The sequence below is a fragment of the Micromonospora sp. CA-248089 genome (genome assembly GCF_050948515.1).
In the GTDB taxonomy this organism is placed as follows: Bacteria; Actinomycetota; Actinomycetes; order Mycobacteriales; family Micromonosporaceae; genus Micromonospora.
This window is the reverse complement of record NZ_CP192016.1, coordinates 3,951,391-3,968,967: the sequence shown is the minus strand read 5'-3', so window position 1 is coordinate 3,968,967 and position 17,577 is coordinate 3,951,391. Positions and strand designations below refer to the sequence as shown.

The window sequence follows — 17,577 nt, the reverse complement described above, 5'->3', positions numbered from 1 at the left end:
GACGGCCGGGGCGGGCGGCGGGTCACCGCCGGGGTACCGGCGCGGTGCGCGGTTCCGGCAGAGGGCCACCGGACGAGGCGGACGCCGTGGCGCCGTTCACCGTCCCGGTGACCACCGGGCCGGAGGCGTCGCCGGTGCGCCGCTCCACCACCCGGCCGAGCAGGTCGTACGTGTAGCGCGTGACCTCGCCGGCCGCGTCGGTGTGCTCGACGAGCTGCCCGGCGGCGTCGTAGACGTACCGCTGGGTGCGGCCGTCGAAGTCGGTCTCGGACACCAACCGCCCGTTCGGGTCGTACGCGTAGGTCCGCGTCGCGCCCGCCGGGTTGGTGACGGAGATTAGCCGCAGCTCGGTGTCGTACGCGTACTCGGTGCGGTTGCCCTCGTCGTCGATCTCGGCCGTGACGAGGTCGAACGCGCCGTACTCGCGGATCGTCCGGCGACCCGTGGCGTCCACCCACTCGACCAGGTTGCCCTCGCCGTCGTAGAGGAACTCCTCGACCGAGCCGTCCGGGTTCTCCCGCCAGGCCAGGTCGCCCTCCAGCGTCCAGCCGAACTCGGTGAGACCGGTGTCGTCCCGCATGCTGAACAGGCGGCCGAGCGCGTCGTAGACGTACTCCGTCTCGCCCTTGCCGGTGCGCACCGAGGTGATCTGCCGGGCCGCGTCGCGGACGACGGCGGTCGGGCCGACGTGGGTGGTGACGCCCCAGCCGTCGGCGGCCGGCTGCTCGTACCGGACCACCTCACCGGAGGCGTCCACCTCGGCGATCAGCAGGCCGTCCGGCCCGAACTGGCGGTTGCGGGTGCTCCCGTCGAAGTCGGTCCAGGACACCGCGCGACCGAGTTCGTCGTACGTGGTGGTGGACCGGCTGCCGTCGGGCCGGGTGACCGAGACCAGCCGCCCGAGGGCGTCGTACTCACTGGACGTAATGCGGCCCAGCGGGTCGGTGGTGGACCGCAGGCGGTACGCCTCGTCCCACTCGTTGCGCGTGGTCGCGCCGAGCGCGTCGGTCTCCGCGACCACCTGGAAGCGGTCGTTGAGTTCGTAGACGCGCACCGCGCCGAGCGAGTCGGTCACCACGGTGCGGCCCGGCTCGTAGTCGAACCGGTAGCGCAGGTAGCCGCCCTTGCCGTCGGTGGCCACGCAGCGGCCGGCCTCGTCGTAGGTGTACGTGTACCACTCGCCGTTGCGGTCCTCCCAGCGCACCAGCCGCCCGTCGGCGTACGTGAAGCGCTCGGGGTCGCCCGAGGAGTTCGTCACCTCGACCAGGTTGAGGTCGCCGTCGTAGCCGAACTGCGACGCCGCCATCAGGTCACCCGACGCGTTCGGCAGCGAGACCATCGTGATCAGCCCGGTGGACGAGGTGATCGCGATCACCGCGCCGGTCGACGACAGCACCTGCGTCGGCGTACCCCGGCGGTCGCGCTGGATCGTCCAGCTGACACCGCCGTCGGTGACGTCGGTGAGCAGCGACTCGGTACGCGACGCCGCGGCGAACAGCAGCCTGCGGCCGGACGCCGGATCGGTCAGCAGCCAGCCGCCACCCACCAGCCGGCGCAGCGGCAGCGTCCGGCCGGTCTCCGGCTGCGCCACCGCGCCCTCGGCGGGCAGCGGGTACGTGAGCAGCGAGCCGTCGGCGGCCAGGTAGCGGACCTGCTCGCCGTCGACGACGATCCGCTGGTCGAGCGTGGAGGCCCAGGCCCGGCCGAACGACCGGCCCCACCGGTAGTCGGAGCGGTAGGTCCGCTCCAGGGTGAGCCCCGGCAGGACCGCGTCGGTGTGGGTGAGGATCATCCGGCCGGTGGTGACGTCGATCGGGTCACCCACGGTGGGCGTCTGCGCGGTGGTCTTCGCCACCGCCTCCGGCGCCACACCGGCGAACGTCTCGGTGGTCGGCGAGAAGTCCGCCATGTCGACGTCGCTGTCGGCGTCGCGGACGGAGGTCATGTCGACGTCGGAGTCGCTGTCCGCGTCACGGACGGAGATCATGTCCACGTCGGAGTCGGCATCGCGCACCGATGCCATGTCGACGTCGCTGCCGGGAGCCGGGTCGCTGGTCCGGATGACGAACACCGAGCCGTCGGGGGAGATCGCCGGGAGCGTGGCGAGCCCGGGGACCTGGGCGTCCTCGAAGGTGACCCGGCCCTGCCCGTCCTTCGACACGTTGATGACGTGTCCGACGGTTCCCGGGCCACCGGGCCGCAGGCCGACGATCGCGGTGGTGCCGTTCGGCATGGCGCCGAGGGCTTCCATCAGGCCGCGGATGCTGCCGACCTCGTCCACACTCCGGCCGGGGTGCCGCTTCATGACCTCGCCGATCTCCATCGGCTGGGTCTGCGCCGGCACCTGGGTGACCGCACCGGTCTGCCGGTACGCGTCGACGGCCAGGGTGAGCGGCACGCAGTCGACGTTGGCGGCGACGCTGCCGGCGTCCCGGTGGTCGTTGATCCAGCGCAGGTGCGCGCGGTCGGCGGCGTTCAGCGTGGCCAGGTCGGCGTCGGTGTTGGCGGTGTCGCCGTGCACGTTCGCGGCCAGCACCCGCAGCGTCGAGCCGTCGTTCAACGTGTACCCGTACGACAGCTGGTCCCGGAACGAGTCGAGAATCCGGGCCTGCGCAACCGGGTCGCCCTGCACCGCCGTCAACTGGTCGGCGAGCGGCGTACGGAACTGGTCGGTGACCGGCGCGGTGGCACCCCGGACGTCGGTGGTGCCGGTCTGCGGGCCCTGGAAGCCGAACTGGTGGCGGCCACGGCGACCGCCGCCGCCGCGGCGCTCCGGGCTTCGTGACCGGTGGCCGCGCTGCCGGCTCGGCCCGGCCTGGGCGTTCGAGGAACTCGCCGGCGGAGGCCTCTCGGTGATCTCGACCATGTTGTAGTACGAGCCGGTCCGGGTGACCCCGTCGGGCCGTTGCGGCGGCATGATGCTGGCCACCGGAGGCCGGTCCTCGCGCGGCACGAACTCGTCGCTGGCGTATCCCCGCGCCGCCGGGGGGAACCACGGCGGGATGTTCTGCCACATGGCGGCGACGTCCGCGTCGTTCGTCGCGTTGGCGAGGTGGTCCAGCGCGATCGGCAGCGTGCTGACCTCGGACTCGTAACCTCTGGCGTTCTCCGCGAAGAGCACGATCCGGGCGAAGTCCTGCCCGGCCACGGAGTCGATCTGGCCGTGGGTGATCTCGCCGCGCAGGAAACTGGCGATCTGACGTGCGGTCTCCCGGCCACCGTCGGCCTCGGTGGCGATCTGGTCACCGAGACCCTGGTGGGTCCTCGTCACGCCCCGGCGCCTGGTCGTGGCGGTGTTGTAGTAGTTGAGCCCGCCGACGAGCGGTTCGTTGAGGTGGCCGATCGCGTTCGACCGGAAGCCGGTGCGAGGCTGCGTCCCGATGTACGGCTGAACCGCCTCGCGGATCTCGTGATAGGTCTGGTGCGCGGTGGAGTTCTCGTCGTCCAGCGCGGTCCTCGGCGCGGGCGCGACGTCGTCGAACCACTGGCGGGCCTGATATCCCACGGCGCCGGCCGCGGTGGTGACCGGCGGCGGCGACGGGGTGTCCCGCATGACGGTCTCGTACCCCAGGAACTGCCCGTACTCGTCCTCGACTCTGACCTGCAACTGGTACGGCATGCCGTAGAGCGCGGTCGGCGGTGGCGGTGCCGCGGTCGTGGGCAGACTGCTCGGCGTCTGGTCGGACGGCGTGGCGAGCGTCCGCTCCACAGCGGCCAGCGGGTGCGGCGTCGTCGGGGCGGGCGTGCAACTGGTCAGGCCCAGCGGGTCCGCCACGGTGAGCGGGTCGGTGACGTACGCGGTCGGGTTCGGGCCGCCGGACAGACCGAGCGGGTCGGGGCTGACGTACCGTCCGGTGGCCGGGTCGTAGTAGCGGAACCGGTTGTAGTGCAGGCCGGTCTCGGCGTCGACGTACTGGCCGGGGAACGCCAGCGGCGTCGCGGTGCGGTCCGCGCCGCGCCCCCACAGGTCACCCCGTGACCACCAGCGCAGCCCGCCGCCCGGCTCGACCAGGTGGGTCGGGGTGCCGATGGTGTCGGTGACCACCGCGCGGACGGCGCCGTCGTCGGTCTGCGCGACCGGAACCGGCGCGTCCGGACGGTAGTCCCACGTGGTCGTGGTGGTGCCGGCGGCGTGGCGGTGCGTCTGCTCCAGCATCAGGTCGCCGGACCAGGCGAAGGAGACCTCCTCCAGCACCTGGTCGCCGTCGCCCAGGCGCTGCTTGGCGATGCGCCGGCCGAAGCCGTCGTAGCGGTACCGCCAGCGGTCGCCGCCGGGGGTGACGGCCAGGACCATCCGGTCCTCGGCGTCCCACTCGAACCGCCACGCGCCCGCCTCGTCGACCCGGCCGGTGAGGCGGCCCTTCGCGTCGTACGAGAACGTCGCGTCGTCGGAGCGCACGAGCATCGTGCCGGTGAACTCCCAGCGCCCGCCGCCGGCGCCGACCAGGTTGCCGGCCTCGTCGTAGTCGTACCGCTGCGGCGCGTCCCCGTCGACGGCCCGGATGCGGCCGGTGTCGTCCGCCGTGAACGCCAGGTCGCCGGCGAGCGAGTCGGCGATCGCGGTGACGCGGTCGGCGGCGTCGTACGTGTAGCGCCGCTCGGCGCCGTCGGCGATGTGCTGCCCGGTGAGCCGGCCGGCCGCGTCGAACGTCTGCCGCAGCGCGACCAGGCCGTCGATGGTCCGGCCGATCTCCCGGCCGGCGTCGTCGTGGCGGAAGCCGACCAGGTGCTCCCCGGCGGTCAGGCTCTCCGGGCGGCCGGCGGCGTCGAACGTCCAGCGGCTCGACCGGCCCGACGGCGTGGTGCGCGTCTCGACCGCGCCGGAGGTGGTGTACGAGGTGTGCACCGTCCGGCCGTTGATCGTCTCGGACAGCACCCGGCCCTCGGCGTCGCGGGTGAACCGCACCTGCGCGTCCGGGCTGAGCACGGCTGCCACGTGGCCGTCGGCGTCGTACTCGACGCGGGTGACGGCGTCGCCGACCCGGCGTTCGACGACCCGGCCCAGCGCGTCCCAGCGGTAGCGGGCGACGGTGCCGGCGGCGTCCGTGTGCGCGACCAGCCGGCCCGCGGCGTCGTGCTCGTAGCGCTGGGTACGGCCGTCGAAGTCGGTCTGCCCGCACAGGCGGCCGGCCGCGTCGTACTCGTAGCGCCACGTCTGACCCGCCGGGTTCGTCACCGCGGTCAGCCGTAGTTCCGTGTCGTACGTGAACTCGGTGCGGTTCCCCGCCTGATCCACCCGTGCCGTGGGTAGATCGAAGGGGCCGTACTCGAAGCTCACCGCCCTTCCTGATGCGTCGATGACGTCCACCAGATTCCCTTCACCGTCGTAGAACCACCGTTGCGTGGAGCCGTCCGGGCGGATCCGCCACGCGAGATCCCCCTCGGCGGTCCAGCCGTACGTCGTGACCGCGCCGTCCGGGCGCCGGGTCGCCCGGACCCGTCCGAGCGCGTCGAACTCGATGTCGCCCGCGGGCGCGGGCCGGCGCGGCGGGACCGGACGGGTCGAGCCGTCCGGGAGCGTGAGCGTGCGCGCCTCGTGGTCGAACCGCAGGACGCGCCCGAGCGGGTCGGTGCGCGCCAGCAGCCGGTCCGCCGCGTCCCACTCCTGCCGGACGGTTCCGCCCAGCGGGTCGACGATCGCGGTGACCCGGCGGCGCTCGTCGAACTCGTACCGGGTCACCTGGCCCAGCGAGTTCGTCACGTGCGTGACGCCGTCGTCGTACCGCAGGCAGTAGCGCAGGACGTCACCGCCGCCGCCGGCCCGCACGCAGCGGCCCGCCTCGTCGTAGTCGTAGCCGAACCACTCGCCGTTGCGGTCCTGCCAGCGCACGAGCCGGCCCGCGTCGTCGTAGCGCAGCCGCGTCTCGTGGCCGGAGGAGTTGCGGACCTCGACCAGGCGCCGCCTGTCGTCGTAACCGTAGGTGGGCAGGTGCACCGCGTCGCCGGCGGTGCCGTCGGCGGTGCGGACGTGCGCGCCGATCACCAGCCCGCCCGCCAGGTGCGGCACCACCACCAGGCCGGACGCGGAGAGCAGGAGTTCGGGCGTGCCGTCGCCGGAGCGTTCGACGCGCCACGCGGCGCCGTCGGTGACCACGTCGGTGAGCCAGGAGTCGCCGTCCGCGTCGGCCGGCGCGAACAGCAGCGACCGGCCCGGCTCGGTGAGCAGCCAGCCGCCGCCGGCCAGCCGCCGCAGCGGCCCGCCCGGGCCGACGACCGGCAGCGTCTCGTCGCCCTCGGCCGGCATCGGGTACGTCTGGATGGAGCCGTCGGCGGCCAGGAACCGGGCGTACGTGCCGTCGGTGACGACGCGCTGGTCCAGCGTGGACGCCCACGTCGGGCCGAAGCAGCGGCCCCACCGGTAGTCGGAGCGGTGGGTCCGTTCCACTGTGAGTCCGGGGAGCCGGGCGTCGACCTCGGTGTAGACGACCCGGCCGGTGGTGACGTCGACCGGGTCGCCGACCACCGGCGCCCGCGCGGTGGGCGTGGCCACCTCGGCGGCGGGCACCTCCACCGGCGGGGCCGGGGCCGGTGGCGGGGCCACCTGCTCCTCGTGCGCGTGGTAGGCGTCCCACCAGGCGTTCTCGGCGTCCGTCAGGGCCTGCTCGGCCTCGGCGACGGCGTCCGCGTTCGCGTCCGTCCGGGAGGCCAGCCCGTCCAGGCGGCCCGCCGCCTCCGACATCTTCTTCGCCGCGTCGGCGACGGCGAGCGCGGACGCGCGCAGACCCGGGGGGAGGTCCCGGCCGGTGACGTCCCGGGCCGCCGCCTCGTCCAGCCGTACGACGAAGCCGCCGGGCACCCGGACCTCCGTGCCGGCCCGGTGCTTGCCGGCGGCGTCGCGGGACCGCGCGACGAACCGGAACTCGACGTCGTACTCGACCGCGGCGGTCAGCGTGTCGTCCGGGTCGGCGCGCCGGGCCGGCTTGCCGGTCGTGCTGACGGCGACCTTGCCCTCGTCCTTGACCTGGGCGCCCGGGTCGGTCCGGTAGAGCTGCTGCTCGATCAGCGTGGCCGCGTTGACGGCGGCGAAGTCCTGCCGTTCGCCCACCTTGCTCGCGCCGCCCGGATGACCGGTGCCGCCGACGACGAGCGGCCCGGCCGTCTTCACCGCGAACGAACTGCCGCTGGTCTGCTCGTACTCGGTGTCGGCGGTGCGTTTCGCCGCGCCGCCGATCTTCACCGTGGCGTCCGCGCGCAGCAGCTTCGGGCGGGCCACCAGGCGGGCGTCGAGGAACAGGTCGCGGCCCAGCCCGGCCGGCATCGGCAGGGGGAACGCGCCGTCGAGCATCGCCGGCAGCGCCTTGATCCGGCTCACCGTCAGGGTGCTGCGCAGCGCCGTGTCGACGTCCCTGCCCGGTGTGGCGCCGGAGGCGACGAGCGCCTCCCGGGCCGCCGCGTGCAGGCCGGGCAGGTCGACCAGGACGTCCTCGACGGCGAAGCGGCCCGGCTCGGGCAGCCGGTCGAAGCCGGACTCCTCGCGCCACCGCCGCCGGCCCTCGTCGGTGGTCTGCTCGGCGTCGACCGGTGTGGCCTCGCCGGATACGGCGAGTTTCCGGCCCTCGGTCGCCGAGTACGTGGTGACGTCGTGGATCGCGTCGATCGACACCCCGCCCTCGGGCAGCCCGCGCCCGGTGACGGTGAGGGTCAGGCGGACCGGCCCGCGGTACGTGGGCACCGGGCCGGAGACGGTCAGCGACTGCTCGTACGTGCGGCCGGTGCGCTCGACCGCCTTGGTGGCCTGGTTGCCGAGGGCGGCGGTGCCGGCCAGGCCGGCGGCGACGGTGCCGGAGGCCGGGCCGTGCCCGGTGGTGCGGGTGGCGTCGTCCTGGACCCGGTCGGTCTCGGTGCCCTGTGCCCGGCCGGTCAGCGTGACCTGCGCCGCGGTCCGTGAGGTGGTGCGGGTCCGTGCCTCGCCGACGACCGCGCGGTCGGTGACGGACATCTCGTCGACCAGGTCGATGCCGGTGAAGCTCGGCTCGCCCACCGGCTCGGCGGTGAGCGTGACGTGGTACGTAGAGCCCCGGAACCGCCGTTCCAGCCGTACCGTCTCGCTCCGGCCGCCGTTGAGAGCGTCGGCAAGGTGCACGTGGGCGGCACCGAGGAACGCGCTGCTGCCGAGCCCCCGGATCGGGTCGTCCGGGCCGCCGTCGCGGGTGGCCGGCAGGATCGCCTGGGCGAGGTCCTCGCTCGACGCCCGGGCCAGGGCACGCCGCAGGTGCGGGATGCGGTCGGTGAGGTCGATGTGGGTGGTGACGCCGCCGATGCCGAACGACCGTTGCGGTCCGGCCCGGAACTCGCGTGGTGCCGGGGTGGGTGGCGTGCCGGGGCCGGCCGCGTCCTCGTTCTGCCGCTGCTGAGCCTCGCGTACCAGGTCGCGTTCCCGCTGCTGGTGCTCGGCCTGCTCGGCCCGCTCCCGCTCGTGGACCGCCCGCAGCGCGTCAATGGCCGCCTCGTGCGCCGCCGCCAGATCCTCGCGTTCGCGCCGGTGACGTGCCTGAAGATCGGCCAGGTAGCGGTCGGCGAGCTGCCGGCCCGCCTGGCCGACGCGGCGGTCCCGCCGGGCCCGGTCCACGTAGGCCCGGACGTCACGCAGGTCGGCGTGCTGCCGCCGCAGCAGCCTCCCGCGTTCCGTGGCCTGCTCGCGCGCCATCCGGGCGTCCTGCTCGCGCTGCTCGGCGCGGAGCGTCTCGGCGTTCTCGGCGTGCCGCAGTTGCAGCCGCACGTCGGCGGTGCCGTGCCGGCGGTCGCGGTCGCGGTCCTGGAGTCGCTTCAGTTCCGCCGGGGTCATCCGCATGACGACCGCGCCGGGCAGGATGAGGCGCCGGCCGGCCCGCCGGGCCGGTGCGCCCGGCCAGCGGCCCAGCGGACGCAGGTTGCTGTCGTGGCGGGCCTCGGCGACCACCTCGGCCTCGACGTCCACCCGCACCAGCAGCTCGCGTTCGGCCCGGCCGCCGCCCAGGCGCAGCTTGGCGATCCCGGAGACGCTGCGCTCGCTGATCCGGCCCCACGCCCGCCGCCACGGCGTGACGGACAGGATGACCGCGCCCCCGGGCCGGCCGGTGCTGCCACCGTGGTCGGCGACCGGCCCGCTGCCCGACGCGACGCCGGTGGCGGAGACGCTCAATTCGACGGCGCGCGTGTCGGTGGTCTTCCGGGCGGTGCCGCTGGCGAAGGTCCGCTTGATCCGGGCGAACTCGGCGCCGTCGAGCACCGTCGGGTTGGTCGGGCGCAGCCGTACCCGCACGTCGGCGCGGGCGTCGGCGGCCCGGCGGCCGTGCCACAGGTTGCTCAGCGCCAGCGGGCGGCTGAACAACTCGGCGTCACCGGTGAGGCGCTCGGGCGACAGTTCGTCGGCGACGACTGTGGAGATCAGGCCGTCCTCGACGGCGTAGACGTCGTCCCGGCCGGCCTCGCGCAGCGTCTCGACCACCGCCTCCTGCAGCCGGTCGGCACCGACGAACGACTCCACCCGGCGTCCGTCGAGGTCGTGCGGGCCGCGGGTCATCCGGCTCAGCGGAGGCGGATACGCGATGGTCTCCACGTCGCGGGGCACCGGGCTGGGCTCCGCATCGGGACGCTGCCGGGAGACCCGTGTCTCCGGGACGAGCATGCGCACGTCGAGGCGGTGCCGGCGGGGACGCAGCTCGGACGAGGCGACGACGGTGGGCACGTCCCGGCCGTACGACCCGAGGGACAACTGCCGTCCCGCCTGGTTGACCCGTACGGTGGACGTGGCGGTGACGGTGAGGTCGAGGGTGGCGGCGAACTCGCGCAGCCGTACCCCGGTGGGCTTGCCCTCGTCGTCCAGCGCCGGTCCGTGGTCGCTCTCGGTGGACTGCCCCCCGGTCACGGCGTTCTCGTCGGTGGTGCCCCAGGTGAGCGCGGCGCGCGGCCCGCCGAGCAGCGTCGAGGCGGCCTGGCCGAGCGGGCCCAGGACGCGCGGTTCCAGGCTCACCTCGGCCGACCGGCTGTCGTCGCGGGCGCTGGTCACCGTGGACCGGGCGGTCCGCTTGTCTGCGGTGCCGATCGTGTCGTGGTCGAGCAGGTCGCCGTCGGACACCTCGCCGAGGCTGCCCCGGACGGTCACCACCGTGACGTGGTCGTGGAACGTGCCGGTGCGGATCAGCGGGATCTTCAGCCCGGGGCCGACGATCCGGTCCGCCAGGTGACGGAGCTGGTCGGGAGAGAGTTGCGTCCGCAGGTCGGTGTCCCGGTTCAGGGCCGCCTGCAGCTCGGGGGTCAGCCCGTCGGCGAGCTGCGCGTCACCGAAGTGCCGCAGCATCTCCTCGCGGCTGGCCAGGCGGAACCGGTCGTGACCGGGCACCGACCGCACCGCCTCGGCGACGGTCTCGTACAGGCTCCGGTCGCCGACCCTCGTCAGGTACGCGCCGCCGAACGACTCGCCCCGCTCGATGCGCGCCGGCGCGAAGTGGGTCCGGCCGCTGCCGTGCCGCCCCCGCCATTCCCGGCGGCCCGGGTCGAGGGCGGTGCCGGGCAGCCGGTCCCGGGTGGTCCACTGGAGCGCGTCGACGGACCCGGACAGCATTCGCGGCGCGCGGCCCAGGACGCGCACCTGCACGCCGTACTCGACCCGGTACCGCACGCCTGGCGCGGTGCCGGTCACCGTCTGCTTGCCGCCGGTCCGCTCGGTGATCGTCCGGGTGGCGCCACGCTCCCGGCCGCCGCCGAGCCGCGGCCCGACGACCAGGCTCAGCGGCGCCGCGTCCACCCCGGCGCCGGCGAGGCCCCACAGCCCCCACTGTCGCTTGGTGGTGGCACCGCCGGTGCTCTCGGCGGCGAGCGCCGACGTGTCGACGTGCGTGAGCCCGTCGACGCTCTCCACCTCCTCGACGTGCCGGGCGACCAGGCGGACCTCGACCTGCCGGGCGCGGCCCGGGAAGAAGCGCCGCCAGCCGGTGCGCGCGGCGCGCGGCAGGGAACCCGACCGGACCCAGCCGTCGTGGACGTTCGCCGGGTCGGTGACCACCATCTTCGGCAGGCTGCCGGAGAACGTCGCCTCGCTGAGCAGCTTCTGCATCACCGGCCGGCCGGGCGCGCCGATCCGGACGAGGTCGGCCATGCCGTCCTCGGCGAGGATCGCCTCCACCTGGTCGAAGAACGTGGCGCCCGGATCGGCGGGCCGGTTCCGGACGCTCTCCACACCGAACCGGGAGGGCACGGGCCCGCCGGGCGTGCGGTCCGCGGCAACCGGCGCTGTCGCGTCTGGCGTCCGCAGCCCCGTGTGTACGGCGAGAGCGACGCGGCCCGAGGCCTCGACCGGGTCGACGGCGGGACGGCCGGGGCGCACGAGCCGGGCGACGAACCGGATCGGCACCGTCACCTCGGTCAGCCCGGTGACCTTGACCGTGGTGGTGGACGTGTACGTGTCCTTGTGGTCGACGGAGTGCTCGGTGGCGGGCATCGTCGGCACCGATCCGCCGACGCCGACGACGACACCGGGTATCGCGGTGACCGTCACCTTCGGCTCGACCCGCCGGTCCCGGTTGTGGCGCAGCTTGTGGGTGAGGTCCTCCCGCGTCTTGGCGGTGACCTTGCGCGGGTCGTCGTGCACCCGGTCCACCGTCAGCGCGTCCCAGTCGAGGACGGCGGTGACCCGCAGCTCGGCGGGCTGCCCGTCGATCGTCACCGGGTACGGGCGGCCCTCGCCGAGGAACTGGTCCACGTCGTCGCGGCTGTCCGCCTCCACGGCGGCGACCACGTCGCCGGACAGGCCGGGGTCGAGGGTCCGCAGCGCCGCACCGAGCGCCGCGTCCTCGGTGGCGCGCAACTGTTCGGCGAGGCCGAGGGTGCGGCTGTCCCGCAGGTACGACGGCAGGCTCCGGCGTACCTCGTCGGGCGACGGCGGCGTCGCGCTGGTCTCGGTGGCCGACGACGCGCCGGACCCGCCCGTGGTGTCCTCCCGGGCTGGGGTCTCCTCAGCGGAGCCCGCTTCCGCGCTGGCCGCTTCCGCGCTGGTCTCCTCCGCGGGGCGCCCGGGGGCGGTGGTCTCGCCCGGGGTGTCCTCGGCGGTGGTGGTCCCGTCCACGGTCGTGCCGTCGTCGCCGTGGTCGCTGCCGCCGTGGTCCCTGTCGCCGTGGTCGCCGTCGCTGTCCCGGGCGCCGCTGCCGTCGTCGAGGTCACCGAAGCCGCCGAAGTCGCCGTCGCCGAAAAGGTCGAAGCCGCCGGACTCGCTGTCGCTGTCGCCGTCGGTGTCGCTCGCCGGGGCCGGCTGCGGTGACTCCAGGCGTGCGTACGTGACGTGGCCCGACTCGTCGATCGTGCGGAGCAGCTCCAGCCGGGTCCGCGGCCGGGCGCCGACCACGGGATGGTCGCGCGGCGGGCCGGCCGGGTCGTCGTACACGAGCAGGTGCACCTGGGTGCCGCGGGCGGCGGCCAACTCGACGACGTCGTGCGCGTTGGCGATGCGCTGCCGTTCGGTGTCGTCGACCGGCGTCCGGCGGCTGCGCGGCCCGGGGTCGGGGGCGAGGGCGGCCCGGACGAAGTGGCCGTTGTCGTACGGGTTGCGCTGCCGCATCTGTGCGGCGACGTCGAGGCTCATCGTGTCCCGCCCGGCGTGCAGCGTGCTGATCCGCAGGGCGTCCGCGTCGCTGCCGGGCAGAGCGGCGGCGATCGCGTCGTAGAGGGAGCCGGGTTGCCGGTCGAGGCCGCCGCGATCGGCGATGGTGGCGGCGGCGGCGAACTCCTGCTGGATGGTCCCGGAGTCGTCCGACGTCGCGACGAGGTGCGCGGCGGCGAGGCGCTGGCTGTCGGGCAGGCCCACGGTCCGGGCCGGGCGCGTCGGGTCCAGGTCCGGGTCGACCTCGGGTGTGACGTCCGGCGCCGGGGCGGTGCCCGGCGCCGGTAGCGAGACGGCGGTGACGTATCGGTTGTGCGGTTGCGCGCCGAGCTGCCGCAGCTGGCGCGGCGTGAGCGTCTGCTGCCACGTCCACGATGGGCCGGGCACCATGTCGGTTGGCGCGGCGAACGGCTTCGGGGCGGCGACGGCGGGCTTGCGCAGCTCCGCCCGGTACTCCTTGAAGCCGGTGCCCTCGGTGTAGAACAGCTGCCGGTTGACGTTCGTGGGCACGGCGTGCGACTGCGGCAGGAAGTTGCCGACGGCGAAGTCGGCGGCGAGCCGGGACAGGTCGGTGGGCGTGGCGGCGCCCACGAAGTCCGTCATGAACGCCAGGTCCCGGTCGGGATGCCTGTTGTTCTGCGACTCGACCTGGACGTCGACGGCGAGGACGTCCGCGGGGAGGTCGGCCGGCGTCGCCGCGCCGTGGGCGACGGCCAGTTCCGCGCCGTACGCCTGGTGCAGGCTCTCGGCCAGCAGGAGGAACTCCGCGCCCGCCTCGCCGAACCGGACCTCGGGCCGGCCCAGGACGAGCAGGCCGTCGACGAACAGGTTCGGCTCCGGCGAGTACGGGAGCATCGGGTGGACGGTCGCCTGCCGGTCCCGGGACCGCATGTCCTCGTTCACGGCGGTGGTGAAGTCCCGGACGAAGGCGTCCCGGCCGGCCTGCGTGTCGAGCTTGGCGAGCCCGTCCTGGACAGCCGTCAGCTTCTGCTCCTCGATCTCGCGGTCCTTGCGCGAGTCCGCGTCGCCCTGCGCGGTGAGGTCGTCGATCCTCGCCCGGTGGTCGCGTGCGCGTCGTTCCAGCCGCTCCCGGGTACGCCGGACCAACTCCTCGGTGTCGCCGACACGGTAGCCACCGGAGATCATCAAGGGGCGGGCCGGTGGCTCGTCCCGCGGCCCGGTCTCGTCGGGCTCGAAACGGGTCCGGCTGTCGATCCGGTCGAAGACGTGGGTGCCGTCGGGGGTCGTCCGGGCGCCCGTGTCGAAGTCCTGGATCGACACGTACGGGTAGCGCCGGGACTCGCCGTCCGGGCCGCCCTGCGCGAGACCCTGGATCGCGGCGACCGTGTCGGGGTCGCGGAGCACCTGGTTGCGGGTCCGGCCGTACGGGAACTTGCCGTTCTTCGTACCGACCGCGTAGCCGTTGACCGCGACCGGCACGTCGAGGTCCGCCGCGAGCCGGGCCGCCCGGGCGACCGCGTCCCGGAAGGCGGTGTCGGGCACCTCGGCGGTGGTGTTGACGCCGAAGACGAACGCGACTGTGGTGCCCGGGGCCAGGCCCTCGGTGACGGCGCGGACCACGTCGGGGATCTGGTCGACGTCGTCGGCGGGCAGCATCGAGTTGACGACGAACCCGATCGGCGCCCCGTCGTCCTTGAGGTCGGCCGTCTCCTGCCGGTAGTTGCCGGGGCCGACCTCGCGGGTGTGCCGGGTCAGCGCGTCGAACCGGGCGTTGCGGCCGCCGGGCACCCGCACCGGCTCGAACCGGACCGGTGCGGTCCGGGGCGGCAACCCGCCGCGGTCGGGCGAGAGCACGTCGTGCTGCTGGCCGGCGATCCGCTCGACACCGCGCGCCAGCAGCCGCGGATCGTTGCCGGGCTGCGGCGTGGTGGTCGCCATCACCGAGTTGTCGCCCTGGACGAAGGGCCGGTCCAGGACGCGGCCCGTCACCGGGTACTCGTCCCGCAGGCCGAGGAAGTGCCCGACCTCGTGTGCCAGGTCGAGGTCGGAGGAGTGCGTCGACCAGGCGGTCTGGGTGGTCGGCGACGGCGTGCCGTGCAGCGTGACGGTGGCGTGCGCCTCGCTGGGCCGGGCCGCGAACTCCACTGTGACGTTGAGCTGGTCGCCGCCGATCCGGTAGCCCTGGTTGTAGATCCGGTCGACCGCGTCGCGTACCCGGGACTCGACCTCCGGCCGGGCGGCCGCCGCCGTCGCGTCCCGGGCGTCCAGGAACACCTTGACCGTGAAGTCCTGCACCTTGCGGTCGCCGAGGTCCAGCACCCGATGGTCGTACGCGATGCGGTTGTCGACCGCGTCGAGGCGCGGACGGGGGCGGTCGACCGCCGGAACGGTCAGGCCGGCCTGCTCGTACGAGCGCGCGACCACGTCGGGCACCCGGGTGTCGGGATGGGGTCCGCCGTCGATGACGTCGTACGCGCTGGTGTTCGCGACCCGCCTGGGTGCGGTGTCGCGCTGCTCGGCGCGTGCCCGGGCGATCTCGTCGCGGGTCTTCGGTACGTCGAACCGGGGCGGCGGGGTCCCCACCGCGCGGGGTGCCGTGTCGACGGGGGGCGCGCCCGGCGCGGCCTCGGCGCGCGGGCGGACGTCCGGACCCAGTGCCTCCGGTGTGGACGGCACGCCGACACCAGGGTCAGTGGCCGGGGAGGTCACCGCGACCGGACCGTCGACCGAGATGCCGTCGACGGGCGCCGACGGTGGCGGGGGCGCCTCCGTCGTGCCGGCGGCGTCGCGCGGGGGAGCGGTCGGCTGGCCGGTGGTCGTCGAGGTCGTGCCCGTGGCCGATGTGCCGGTGGCCGTCGGCGTGCCGGTGCTCGCCGCGCCGGTGGCCGTCGGTGTGCCGGTGTTCGCCGTGCCGATGGTCGGCGCGGTGGCCGTCGGTACGGCTGGGCCGGGCGTGCCGGTGCCCGGGGTGAGGGTTGCCGGTGTGCCGGGCGTGGCGGTGGGCGGCGTGGCGGTCGTCGGTGTGCCGGTGGACGGTGAGGAGCCGGCCGGGCCAGGCGCCGGGCCGGCGGCGGCGGTGGCGGGCGGGGTCACGGGTGCCGGGGTGTCGCGAGCGGCCGGTCCGTTGCTGGACGTCGGAGTGTCGAAACCGGGAAGACCGCCGCCGTACGGTGCCGTGACGTCGGCGGCCCGGGCCGGGGCGCCGGTCGTGGGCGCGCCGGTGCTCGCCGGGATGCCGTTCGGCGTGCCCGTCGTGTCGGCGCGCGGTGCCGTGGCCTCGCCGCCCGCGGTCGGGCCCGGACCCGAGGCGGGAGCGCCGACCGCCCGTGGGTCGGCACCGACGCCCGCAGGGGCCGTGCCGTGCCCGCTCGGGTTCTGACCGCCATCGCCGTTCGTGCTTGCGCTGCCGTTCGGGCTCGCGCTGGCGTTCGGGCTCGCGCTGGCGTTCGGGCTTGCGCTGGCGTTCGGGCTTGCGCTGGCGTTCGTCGTGCCGCCCGGCGACCCGTCGCGGACCTGACCGCCGCCGGTCTGACCGTCCGAGGTCGGGCCGCTCGCGGTGTCACCGCTCGACACCGGGCCACCGGCAGTCTGGCCCGCCGAGGCCGGGCCGCCTGTGGTGTGCCCGCCCGAGGCCGGACCGCTTCCGGTCTGCCCGCCTGAGGTCTGGCCGCCCGAGTTCTGGCCACCCGGGGTGTGCACGCCGGGCGCCTGGCCGCCGGAGGCCTGCCCGCCTGTGGCCTGCCCGCCTGTGGCCTGCCCGCCTGTGGCCTGCCCGCCTGTGGCCTGCCCGCCTGTGGCCTGCCCGCCTGTGGTCTGTCCGCCCGAGGGCTGACTGCCCGGCGACTGACTGCCCGAGGGCTGGCCCCCGGAAGTCGGGTCGCCCGGACCGGTACCCCCGGCACTGCCCGAGCCGGCGCCCAGGTGGCCCGGGCCCCGGTCGCCGGAGCCCGGCTGCGCCGGCCCCTGGTTTCCGGCGCTGCTCTGGCCCGGTCCCGGACCTGCCACGTCCGGGCCGCCCGAGGGCTGCGGACCGGGGCCGCCGCTCCGACTCCCCGGGCCGGTGGGTGGCGGCACGGCCGGTCCGTCCACGGCCGTGGGTGGCGGCGTGGGCGGGGTGGTCGTGAGGTTGTTCGTCTCGATCGTGGGCGGTGGCGCCGTGGCGGCGGCGCCCGGACCGTAGCTCTGGCCGACCACTGTGGCGTAGTGGTGGGCCATTCCGCCGATCATCGACGAGGTCATGGTGGCCCACGGGTTGAAGCCGCCACCGCCGACCATCATGGTGAACAGGCCCTCGAACAGCGTCTCGGCGAGCGCCGACAGCCCTTCCCGCGACAGCACGTTGTTGTTGATCTTCGGGAAGAACTTGCCGCCGATCATCTGCACGCCGCTGACGCCGGCCCCGATGAAGGCGCCGCCGGCGAACGCGATCGCCAGGTCCTTGTAGTCGAGGGACTTGCGGTTGCCCTCGATGATCTGGGTGACCTGGGCGGCGGCGCTCTGCCAGAGTTCCTCCAGACCCTCCTGGAACGCCTCCCAGGCCAGCCGCATCAGCATGTTCCGCAGTCGCTGGCGGAACAGGCCGATCAGCGCGCCGACGATCTCCTGCCCGATCCGGATCAGAGCGGGCACCGCCGCCGCGCCGAAGCCGGAGGCCAGCGCGATGGCGATCTCCACGACCTGGGTGAAGGCCGCGATGACGATGTTGTACTGGGTGTTCTCCGAGTCCAGCGCGAAGTTGTAGGCCGAGCCGCCCAGCGCCAGCGCGATGTTGCCGCCCGCCGGCACGTTCTTGGTGATCCCGACCTGGTACTGCTGGAACGCGTCCATCGCCGGGCCGGACAGGCTCCCGGCCAGCCCGTAGCCGAGGTTGGCGGTGGCGCCCATCCCGTTGAGGATGGTGCTGCTGAGCGCGTACAGCTCGTCGCCCATGGCCCGCAGCGCGGCGGGGTCGGCCTTCGGGTACTCCTCGCCGACGGCGACGAGGATCAGGTCGTACGCCCACTGCCACTGCGGGTCGTTGGGGATGTGGAAGTCGGGCATGT

At 74.7% G+C, this 17,577-nt stretch carries 1 protein-coding gene; it reads right to left on the bottom strand.

Features of this window, described 5'->3' with window-relative positions:
• Nucleotides 1-22: 22 nt before the first annotated feature.
• Nucleotides 23-17,575: a DUF6531 domain-containing protein gene (locus ACQP26_RS18705; protein ID WP_433493514.1), complete on the bottom strand. Its 17,553-nt coding sequence runs from the start codon at nt 17,573-17,575 to the stop codon at nt 23-25.
• Nucleotides 17,576-17,577: the final 2 nt, after the last annotated feature.